Below are 10,620 nucleotides of genomic sequence, written 5' to 3' on the forward strand. Positions count from 1 at the left end.
CCATTAGTGATCGGACCGGTATACGTTGCACCGCCGTTGTTCACTGTGAAGCTATCACCCAACTTAGTTTCACCTGTTACAGTGAGATTTGTCGTTGTTACGCTGTCACCATTGATAACCGTATCGCCCAATGTGATGCTATCGCCATTCAAAATGGTATCGCCCACTGTTACGTTATCAAAGTTTACATCTTTCGCTGTTGAAATCTTGATGCCACCCTGGCCATCATCTTCTAACAGCATGTTGTCGCCAGTAACAAAATTCGCTTTATTATCCGCTTTGTTTACTGTTTTAACTGTTACGCCATCAATTTGTGTTTCGATTTCTTGTAATGCACTATCAGCAGCAGTCAAGCTGTCTTTAGTTTTATCACTTAAATCAATTGCATAATCAGTTACATTGTCTGCATTCGCCGTGCCTGCTTTAACAGTTACCGCATCTGAACCCGCTGATGCTGTTGTGCCATTGGCATTGACTGTATATGTGTTTTGACCTGTCGCTGCATCCGTTACTTTATCTACGCTTGCAACGTTGGTACCTGCTTTAACTGTTGTTTTAGCAGCAGAGATAGCTGTAGCAATATCAACATGAGATTTACCATCGACAACAAATGGACCTGTAACATTACCAGTTTCGTCTAAAGTAACACCGCCTCCAATTAAATTGACTGTAGAGTTTGCAACATTACTTAATACTGCATTTGTTGCATACAATTGACTACCGTTAATTGCATCTGTACTGTCTGCAGAGATTTTACCAGCAGCAACATTTTTAAGTTGGCGTTCCGCTCCATCAGAACCAATAGAAACTTGCATTCCAGCGTCTGCTGCTTGTCCAGCAAAACCGCTGTAAGTTAATTCACCTACAGCCGCTGAATTTTCTGATGTCGCATCAGAATCTGTATTAGCTGAGGCGCCTAATGCAACCGAATTTTCTTTATTTGCTGTAGCTAAAACCCCTAGAGCTGTGGCAGATTCAGCTATTGCTGAAGCTCCAGTACCAACTACGGTGGAATTATCCCCACTTGCAACAGCTAGAGTACCTACTGCTGTAGAGTACTCACCACTTGCCTCAGTAAAATAACCTAATGCCGAGCTATAATCAGCTGCCACTGTTGCACCACCAACAGCAGTACCACCTCTAGATGCCAACGAACCATGCCCTAATGCATAAGCGCTATCACCTGTCGTCTCGGCCAAATGACCAATAGCAGCAGAACCCACGCCCTTAGCTATAGCAAGGTCACCTATTGCAATTGCATGATCACCTTCCGCCTTACTATTTAAACCAATACCCACAGCGCCTTCAGTAAGTGCTTCTGCATTATGACCAAGTGCAACAGATGATAATCCCGAGGCTGTTGCTGCAACACCTGCAGCTAAAGCATTTTCTTCCGTAGCAGATGCAAATGAACCTAAAGCGACAGTACCGATTTTAGACGCTTCTGAGTCAAAGCCTAAACTTGTTGAATATTGCCCACTTGCAATTGAATAAGACCCTATAGCTGTTGAGTTATCTCCTATGGCCTGGGCATTTGAACCTACTGATGCCGCACCATATGTTAAAGCTTGCGCTCCAATACCGACTGCTGTTGCATTTATTGCTGTCGCATCACTTCCCCACCCTACCGCGATACTACCATCTGCTGTCGCTTCTGATAAATGGCCGACAGCAATAGCTTTCTCACCTGTTGCCTTTACAGTATCACCAATACCAACCGAACCATCAGCAGAGGCATTTACACCTGTACCCAAAGCAAGAGATTGTTGCCCAGCTGTACTATTATGACCAACAACAATTGCTGTTTCACCGGCAGTGGTATTATTATTACCAACTACAAGCGTATTCGTATGTGCAACTGTGTTTGTATTCCCTACCACGCGAACACTAGCAATCTCGCCAATGATTTGATTGTTATTACCAAATATGCCACTTTCTGTTGCATCAATTGTGCCATTGTTATTACCTAAACTATATGTTCCTGAACCAGTAATTGTGGTTGGATCACCAATTGCACCAGAGCCAATACCAGTAACAATATTACCTGTACCAATACTAATCGAATTTTGGCCTGTGGCTTGTGCCGAAGTACCTATCGCTATAGCATTATTACCGCCAGATTGAGCACTATCACCAACTGCAACACTTGAAAGCCCACTAGAAACTGAACTAGTGCCAACAACTACAGATCGTTCTCCCTGAGCTTCAGCTGATGCTCCTAATGCGACTGAACTCACGCCTAAACCTTTAGTAAGTGATCCGATTGCAACGGCATACTCCCCACTCTCAGTCGCAGTACCCACAGCTACTGAGTTTGTACCAACGGCTTGTGATTGAAACCCACCAGCAAAAGAACTTTGCCCAACCGCTTGTGTATATGCACCAACAGCGGTAGAAGCAATACCAGTAGCCTTAGCAGTATCACCGCCAGCAAAAGCTGAATTTTCACTAGCCTCTGCATTCACCCCAACTGCTGTACTATATACTTTTGTTGCTTGAGCTGAACTACCTAAAGCTAATGCATCAGAAGCTGTAGCATCTGCTGAAGTGCCTATTGCAACTGAATTACTACCACTCGCAGTTGTACCCGTATTATTCCAATCTCTTCCCGTTCCAGTTGCACTCCCTATTGCAACTGAGCCAGTACCAGACGCAACACTCGAATGCCCGACTGCTGTAGATCTTGCCCCTGTTGCTGAGCTAACAGTCCCTAATGATAAAGAATAATCACCTTTAGCTGCAGCTTCACGTCCAATTGCAATTGAAGCATTACCTGTCGTATATGATTTATTACCTATAGCAACATTGTTATTTCCATTTGCATATGAATTAGATCCAATAACAACTTGAGCACCTAGGTTAATACCATCCTGAACAGCAGAAGTAGCACCATCAATTGTTGCTGTAGCATTTCCACCAATAACAACAGACCCCCTACTTAAAGATTTAGCATTATCTCCAATTGCTATAGCATTTCCTGCAGCAACTTGAGTTTGCATAAACAAAGGTACGTTAGGGTTTTTCCAATATAATATTTCTAAGGAACTATTTCCATCATAGACTACACCATTATCATGACTAACCAAACCTGTTCCAGTACCTACTGTTGTAATTTTTTTTGCTGCAAATGCTTGAGATGCACCACCAATACATACAGCTAGCATGCTAATTTTAAAAAGCTTTGACAGCAGACTTTCATTATTAATCGAATTATAGTTTTCACTAGCATTCTTTACGGCTTTTGTTTTTTTGCCCGCTTTTGCTAATTCTGAAACCGCCACCCAAACCCCTAACGAGGCATTCCAAACAACTCTATAAATCTTATTCATAGTGAAACCTTATAGCACAGAAAAATGATAAATTAGTCACACTTTTAATCTAAATAAATGTGCAATTAACACATATTTTACACATTAATGTGCAGTTTGCACATTTTTTTTACAGTAAAAAATTATGTTCATGATTAAAAAAGAAATTTTTTCTTGATATATTTATAATATTAAGTAATAAAACATATTATTAAGTTTGCTTAAACAATACACAAAAGAACTAGCTGTTATAATTTTTGTAACTCATAATATTGTTTTAATTTGACCGTAAATTATAATTAAACACATGGAATGTATTAATTTTTGAAAGAGGTTTATATGCCAGACTCACTATTGCCAATTTCAGAAATTGCAAAAAAAAATGTATCTAAAGTTATGAATCCCTTGATATTTTGGCTAATTAAATCAGGAGTAGGATTTAGTGAATTCTCACAATCCTTAAAAATAATTTTTCTTAAACAATCAATAAATGAACTAGAAAAACTAGATAAGAAGTTGACCGATTCGTCTATAAGCTTGCTCTCAGGTTTAAACCGGAGAGATGTTAGTGAATTAAAGGCTACTCTTACAAATGACACTCTGACTCAAACTTCTTCAAACATAAGTGCGCGTGTAATTACATTATGGATTCAAAAAGAATGGCCGAAACAAATTGCCGTTACGGGAGAGGGAATAAGTTTTGAGAGTCTTGCAAAAGAGATTTCACAAGATAAACATCCAAGAGCCATCATTTCAGAGTTAGATCGTCTTGGACTTATTACTGAAGTTGCAAATACCGTAATATTACATACTGAATCTTTTACTCCATCTAATAGCTCTTCATATAGTCAAAAACTACTAGCACAATCCGCATCAGATCACATCTCATCTGGTCTTTCAAATATTTTAATCTCTCCAAACATGTTTCTTGAGCAAAACATAAATGCAGATGAATTAACAGAGGAGTCAGTTCAAATATTAAAAAGTTACACACATGAGATATGGAAAGAAATGTCAAAAAAATTGGTGGATAAAGCTTTAGAATGTACAAAAAATGACGAAGGAAAATTAAATGCAAGATACCGCTTCAGTATGGGTATATATCAATTTGATGAAATTTTAAATAAAGACAATTCTTAAAAATATTTACCTAACATGTTATTAATAAAGTATATTAAATAGCAACCTTTTCACATAAAAAGGATATTCATAGTGAACAAACCTTTTTTTTATTTAATATCAGTTTTTCTTATTAGTGCTTGTGGGGATGATTTAGGTTCATTAAACACTGGCGGTGTATCTTTAGGCGGTACCGGTTTGCCTACTGCCGGCGGAGGTAATATTCCACCGTTAACTACTGATGAAGAAACTAATGACTATATTATTTGGACAAAAGGTGTATACACACAGGTTTGTGAAAACTTAACAATTTCATCATATTTTCAAAACAGTGAGACAAATGAAGCTATTTTGAAAGATGGACATGGTACTTTTCTAATAGATACTAATGAAAAACCCACTTCAAATTTAACACTTGTTCTTACTGTTAAAAATAATAATCTTTATCCTATTTATGAGTATAGATATAAATGTGAACCACCTGTAATTCTGAAAGATCAAAATCAAAACATTTATGAACCGATAGAAGACCCTCAATGCTCTAATACTTCGGATGAATATCAGATACTTATGCCTTCTGATACATGGAATTATACTTTAAAATATAATATTCCTAAATATACTCAAGCATGGAATATGAAATATGATAAAGAGTTCTCTATTAACCAATATTCACCTATTAATCAAAGATTAAAATGCTCTACCTTTAGTCTAGATTTTTTAGTTGAAAAAATGTAAGAATAAATTTATCAAATAAAATCAATGCTCTAGTTATGGCTGTCTTATAGAGATGGCCATAAGCTTACCGTGTATCACATATACTTAAATAAAATAGATTAATGATAACGTTATAGTATTTCATTACAAATTCATTAATTTTTTTAATATTCAACGGCTTTGTTGCACAAAGCTGTTCTTAAGGGCTTCTTCGGCAATATAATTTCCAAATGAAGAAGCCTACACACAAAATCTACCGCACAACCAATTGGGCCGCATATAACCGAGCTCTCATTAATCGTGGGAATATTGCCATTTGGTTCGATCCAAAAACACAATGGTATGCAGAACCTCAAGGCAAACAAGGTCGAAGTCAAACCTACTCCGACATAGCGATTCAATGCTGTTTGATGATTAAATCTCTATTTAGACTCACTTTACGCATGGTTACTGGCTTTGTTCAAAGCTTAATTAAACTTTGTGGATTAGATTGGACAGCACCAAACTTCACGACGCTTTGTAGACGACAAAAGTATATTGATATTCAAATTAGCTACCAGAAAAGTCGTGATGGGTTACACCTACTCGTCGACTCTACGGGTTTAAAATTTTTAGGTGAAGGCGAATGGAAGCGTAAGAAACATCAGCCTGAATATCATCGCCAATGGCGTAAATTACATATTGGTATAGATACTAAAACCTTGCAAATACGCGCTGTACAGCTCACCACAAATAATGTTAGCCACTCACAAGTACTCGAAGATTTACTTGCTCAAATTTCCTTGGATGAACACATTGATTCTGTTTATACAGATGGTGCTTATGATACAAAGCACTGCCGACTAGTCATTTTAGATCGAGATGCATATGCGATCATTCCACCTAGGAAGAATGCAAAGCCTTGGAAAGATCAGCAGGTGAGGTCTATAGAGCGGAACGAATTATTAAAGACAGTCAAACGTCTAGGCATATCGCTTTGGAAAAAGTGGTCTGGTTATCATCGTCGAAGTTTGGTGGAAACCAAGATGCATTGCATCAAATTATTAGGCGATAAATTAACAGTAAGGGATTTTCCGAATCAGGTGAATGAGATCCATGCACGCGTAGCAGTTTTGAATAAATTCACAGAATTAGGTCGCCCTCATAACCAGGTTGTCTCTTAAACTGGGCTCACCTACGGAAACTCAGCCTTTTAAACCTTTATGCAACAAATCCCTATTTAACTTAAGACACAGTCTCTACTCCCATGCAAAATGTAAGCGTATCTTTTTTCTTCAGTTCACTTTATCCTAAAACAGTGCAATATACCGATCAATAAGTTAATCAATGTCAAAAATTTTAGAACCTGAATTAAAACGAATTGTAATCAATTATCTTTTAAAAAAGGAGGTATTACAAATTGACAGTACTTTAATAAATGAATATGTAATTGATAAATATTCTCGCCGTGTTGATCTAGCTTTAATTAAATCAAAAAAATTATTTGCTTATGAAATAAAAAGCAGCTCTGATACGCTTTTAAGATTACAAGGTCAAGTCTCGACCTACCTTCAATATTTTGATAAGGTTACAGTTATAACAAGTCCAAAACACACCCAAAAAGCCCTATCAAGCACACCAGCGAATGTAGCTATTTGGGAAGTTAATGATGAGTCAGTTAAAGTTATACGTGTAGGAAAAATCAAAATGATTTCAGATAAGTATAATTTTTTAAAACTTATGCCAGTTACAGAATTAGCAAAGCTAGCACGTGAAAATAACATTTTTGTTAATCTTAAAAGACGCAAAGTACTTGAACAGAATTTACTATACCTACCTACCACTTTAATCCGTGAACGTGCTCTAAATTACTTAAGTGAAAGATATAAAAAAAGTAATCAACGATTTTTTAGCAATCTCAATAAATCACAAGTAACCAATACAGAAGATTTAAAACTTTTACGGACAGATCTAAACATTGAGTCCAATAAATTAAAATCAACCAACATCAACAACTTAATAGAAATTCTTGAATTAATGCACCAAAATGAATGTTAATTTTCAAGTACTAATCCTCCCAATCCTCATCTGTATCCAATGAGGTAATATCATCACCATAATGCAATTGCTGATATAAATGCATATTGATTCTGACAGCCGTAGCTTTATTAGCTGATGTAATAGCATAACTATCGCCCAATGCTGTCTTTTCAATCATTTGAGTCCCCCATAAATGCAGATCTTTAATCCAATATTCACTATTTATAACTTCAATCGCAGCTTGTTTATATAAACGCTCTTTCTCATGTTCATCTCCAAGTACAAACTCCTTACGTACAAAACGCCAATCATTTTTTAAAGCATAATCAATTCTAGGCGGTGGTACCCCCCCTCCACCATTTAAACTTTCAGCTCTAGCGCTGGCTCTGTCTGAATAGATTAAAGAAACCTCTTTACAATGATTTTTCACTTTATTAAAAATTTGTCGTTCGTAAATTGGAATTTCTCCTTTAGTAGCTCCATGAAATTTATATGGAAAAGAAGTACCTGAAATTGAAAAATATGCTGTAGGGAAAAAAGAACTGAGCTTATTAATGAATAAAGAATATTTTTCACAATTCAATAAATGTGATCTAGTGAAATCACCATAGTCAAAAAGTAATAACATTTCACTTATTGATTTTTTTTTATTCAACAATAGCTTTATAATGAAATTAAAATCATCATTATCAATACTATACTCACCACTCATTTCAAAACGTATTACTATAGGTTTACACAAATTAATAAACCCATCTAATTGGGGCTCTAATTCTTCCAAATTATCTAATTGCACTACTGGTACATAGTTTTGATTACTTTCAAACAATTTAACCCAATTCTGATATCCATTTTCAGGATTGGCTAACTCTAAAATCTCTGATTCGCAAGTAGATGGATTATTGCTATTTTGACAATCTCTCAGATACGCTCGATCTAAATCAAATAGTCTAACCCTATCATCAATAGCTTTATTTATACGTAAAAAAGATTTTTCAAGGGTCTTAGAATTAACCCACTTTTTAAGTGATATTAAAGGAAAAAGTATATCTTTATCATGTTTCGGCAACTCTTCCAAGGCAGCCATTTCAGCAGGCTTTAAACACAATAATGGGATATAATTGATATTACTAAATGAAATCATAAAAATGCCTTATATTTTACTTAGTCTAATCTTGAGAGCTGTTACAGATACATTAAGGTCATCTGCAATTGCCTGATAAAAATTTTCACCCTTTAATTTCTGATGTTGATGCATTAAATCTTTTACTATATCTATAGGCATTAAAATATCAGCTGCCAATCTATTAGCTTGCGCTTCAATTTCATCACTTTGTGATGAACGATAGAGAACATCATCTGTAATTCCTGTTGAAAGTAGATGTCTATGTAAAAAAAAATGTGCTATCTCATGTGCTAATGTATACCGCTGACGTGTTTGAGCATCGTGTCTATTTACCCTAATAATTACTTCGCCATCTTGTTCTTTAATTTCGCCAGAAATATTCGCAGGTAAGGTTGCTCTTTTAACAATCAAACCTAACTCTTTTGAAAGAAGACCTAATTTTATTGGCATGTCATTCTGATGTTTTTTAATAATTTCTTGATTTTGAAAACTTAAACTCATCCACTCATTAGACTGATTCATTTTTCCAACTCCGCATCAAATTCAGGAAAATTATTAAAACCACTAGTGTCTTCAGTTAGCTTATTATTTCTCATAATCAAATCTACCGCATCTTCTAACTGAGGACGGAAAGTGCCATCTGCAAGCAGTTTAGCAATTTCTTTTATAGCAATTGCCTCTAATTGACTATCAACCTGCTCTGCCGCTATTCTACTTGCAACATCAGTTGAAACTGATTCAGCAATATCATTCGTTGCTTTCTTTATATTCTTAAGACCAATAAATGAAATAACAGCCATTACCACACCAAAAATTGTAACTAATAAAGCAACACAAGCTAAAAGAATACTGACCCAAGTCGTATAATCGACACCGGGTTTCTTATTTTTTTGCTCACTAACATTTTCTTTTAATTCGTCCTGACTCGCCTCTAGCTTATCAATAATCTTTTTCTGATTTGCTATTGTTAAAGAAAGCTCATAAATTCTTTTATCAGTGTCAACAAATTCACCATCTCGATGATTCACGGCACTTATTTCAATATGATTTTTATCGACTAGAATTAAGCCATTTTTTGATTTTTCCTTATTTTGATCTCCACCTTCATTGAATACATTATCGCTATCAACAGGCATGACATCAGCTTTAGCTACGGAAAAAATCAATGGAATTACTATTAACAATACAAATAAACTTATTTTCATTAGAAGTAAGATATCAATTCCCTTTATTTCCCAACAATATACTTAATCACTCCTCATCAGTCATTAAAATAATAATTAAAATAGATTCACTACCTTAAAAAATTTAATACGTATACCGTATTCACTTGCCTAGCGTACAAATTCATGACTGATAAATTCAGGTCCATTCTCACACCGGATCCTAACTGTTTTTCTCGATATTCTAGTAACTGATTGAGGGTTCGAATAACTCGGATTGTAAGTAATGAGAATCCTGCCTCAATGGATAAACCTTCTCGAAGGTAATCATCAATTACATTCAATAATCGAAACTTGCGACCATCGGTAAGTTGGTCATGCATAAAATCTAATGACCAAACTTGATTTTCCCGGATTGCTTCCTTCAATGGTTCAGGCGCGTGCCGTTTTAGTCTTCTTCTCGGTTTAATACGCAGATTCAGTGCTAAAAACCCGCTTATGATTCCAACCGCAGTTTTTAACATGGCGTAGATAAGAGAAGTACAGACCAAAGCCCCAATCCGTATTTTCTTTAGCGAGTTCAATTAGCTGCTCTGCAATTAATACATTATCATCGTTTATTTTGGACTGATAATGGTAGTCACTGATACTAAATGCGCGGCAGGCCAAACGAATGCTAACAGCATGATCGACTACAGCTTGTTACGCCATCTAACGACGACAAGATGACTTTATCACTTTCTTGACGTGGCTTACTGAATAATTTCGGCTTTAAGCCGATCTTCAGCATACATCTTTTTTAGTTTGGCATTTTCTACTTCTAGTTCTTTCAACCGAGTAATTAACGAGGCATCCATGCCGTTATATTTAGCACTCCATTTATAAAAGGCCGCACTACTATGCCACGTTCACGGCAAAGGATGGCAATAGGCGTGCCAGACTCCGCCTGTTTCAAAATAGCCATGATCTAACTGTCAGTAAATTTAGATGTTTTCATGCAGAATCACCTGCTTGTAGCTTAAGGGAAAATTCTACTTTTAGATGGCTTTGTTGCACAAAGATTTGAAATGCAAAGCGCCCCTAATTGAGCCAAATTTAAGGCGTAACTTGGGTAAGTGGTCGACCTAATTCCGTAAATCTGTTAAGAACTGCTACACGTGCATGGATC

8 protein-coding genes and 1 pseudogene are annotated in these 10,620 nt (G+C 36.1%); 4 read left to right on the plus strand and 5 right to left on the minus strand.

Annotated features, from left to right (window positions below; all coding sequences use genetic code 11):
* The coding region (locus FTU80_RS12125; protein WP_257221511.1) for an ESPR-type extended signal peptide-containing protein at window positions 1–3,329 on the minus strand (3,329 nt) is incomplete at its 3' end.
* Window positions 3,330–3,647: 318 nt separating this feature from the next.
* On the opposite strand from FTU80_RS12125, the gene FTU80_RS12130 reads away from it, so the two are divergent.
* From FTU80_RS12130 to FTU80_RS12145, 4 genes are all read left to right on the plus strand, one after another.
* The gene (locus FTU80_RS12130) at window positions 3,648–4,448 is read left to right on the plus strand and encodes a DUF6502 family protein (RefSeq protein WP_180085307.1); all 801 of its coding nucleotides are present in this window, start codon (window positions 3,648–3,650) and stop codon (window positions 4,446–4,448) included.
* A 72-nt stretch (window positions 4,449–4,520) separates the two neighbouring features.
* On the plus strand, window positions 4,521–5,165 hold the full coding sequence (locus FTU80_RS12135) for a hypothetical protein (RefSeq protein WP_180085309.1): 645 nt from the start codon (window positions 4,521–4,523) through the stop codon (window positions 5,163–5,165).
* Window positions 5,166–5,374: 209 nt separating this feature from the next.
* Complete coding sequence (locus FTU80_RS12140; protein WP_180085311.1) at window positions 5,375–6,307, plus strand: IS5 family transposase; 933 nt, start codon at window positions 5,375–5,377, stop codon at window positions 6,305–6,307.
* A gap of 163 nt (window positions 6,308–6,470) precedes the next feature.
* On the plus strand, window positions 6,471–7,181 hold the full coding sequence (locus FTU80_RS12145; RefSeq protein ID WP_180085313.1) for a sce7726 family protein: 711 nt from the start codon (window positions 6,471–6,473) through the stop codon (window positions 7,179–7,181).
* A 10-nt stretch (window positions 7,182–7,191) separates the two neighbouring features.
* Here the strand turns inward: FTU80_RS12145 and FTU80_RS12150 are convergent, their stop codons facing one another.
* The 4 genes and pseudogenes from FTU80_RS12150 to FTU80_RS12165 form a co-directional block, all read right to left on the minus strand.
* Entirely contained in the window at window positions 7,192–8,307 is a 1,116-nt protein-coding gene (locus FTU80_RS12150; protein ID WP_218949045.1) for a beta family protein, read from the minus strand.
* 9 nt (window positions 8,308–8,316) lie between these two features.
* Window positions 8,317–8,811, minus strand: a complete 495-nt coding sequence (locus FTU80_RS12155) for an ImmA/IrrE family metallo-endopeptidase (protein WP_180085315.1) — start codon at window positions 8,809–8,811, stop codon at window positions 8,317–8,319.
* The gene (locus FTU80_RS12160) at window positions 8,808–9,494 is read right to left on the minus strand and encodes a hypothetical protein (protein WP_180085317.1); all 687 of its coding nucleotides are present in this window, start codon (window positions 9,492–9,494) and stop codon (window positions 8,808–8,810) included. Before FTU80_RS12160 ends, FTU80_RS12155 begins: the two co-directional genes overlap by 4 nt.
* Window positions 9,495–9,632: 138 nt before the next feature.
* Window positions 9,633–10,416, minus strand: a pseudogene (locus tag FTU80_RS12165) (transposase); the annotation flags it as partial.
* Window positions 10,417–10,620 lie beyond the last annotated feature (204 nt).

The sequence above is a fragment of the Acinetobacter sp. YH12145 genome (assembly GCF_013418335.1).
GTDB classification, from domain to species: domain Bacteria; phylum Pseudomonadota; class Gammaproteobacteria; order Pseudomonadales; family Moraxellaceae; genus Acinetobacter; species Acinetobacter amyesii.